The 342-nt window shown below is 73.4% G+C and carries 1 pseudogene; it reads right to left on the bottom strand.

The features are described from left to right. Positions 1 to 342 (bottom strand): annotated as a pseudogene (locus tag TW83_RS21385) (hypothetical protein); the annotation flags it as partial.

Genomic DNA, 342 nt, shown 5'->3' with positions numbered 1-342 from the left:
GGCGCGGCGCGCGACCTCGAACCCCTGCTGGGCCGCGGATTCGCTGCCGCCCTGATAGCCGGCGATGCGCATGCTGTTCTGGTCGGGGACCCCGTCCGGCGACAGCGTGAACCCGACCGAGACGGTCATCTGCGACGCCTCGACCGACAGCGCGCCCAGGTTCCAGCAGTCCTGGATCGCAAAGCGCAGCCCGTCGCGTTCCGACGGCGTCAGCGGGTCGCCCAAGGGCAGGCCCTGGGCCGCATCGGGCAGGGGCGTCGCCTGGATCGGGCTGGGGGTCAGCTGCATCATGTCGGCAGGCGGGCCCGAAGGGTCGTTCGCCGGATCCGCCGCGGCCCCGGT

It is taken from the genome of Paracoccus sp. S4493 (assembly GCF_000967735.1).
GTDB lineage: Bacteria > Pseudomonadota > Alphaproteobacteria > Rhodobacterales > Rhodobacteraceae > Paracoccus > Paracoccus marcusii.
The sequence above is the reverse complement of the archived record's forward strand: the minus strand, read 5'-3'. Positions and strand labels throughout refer to the sequence as shown.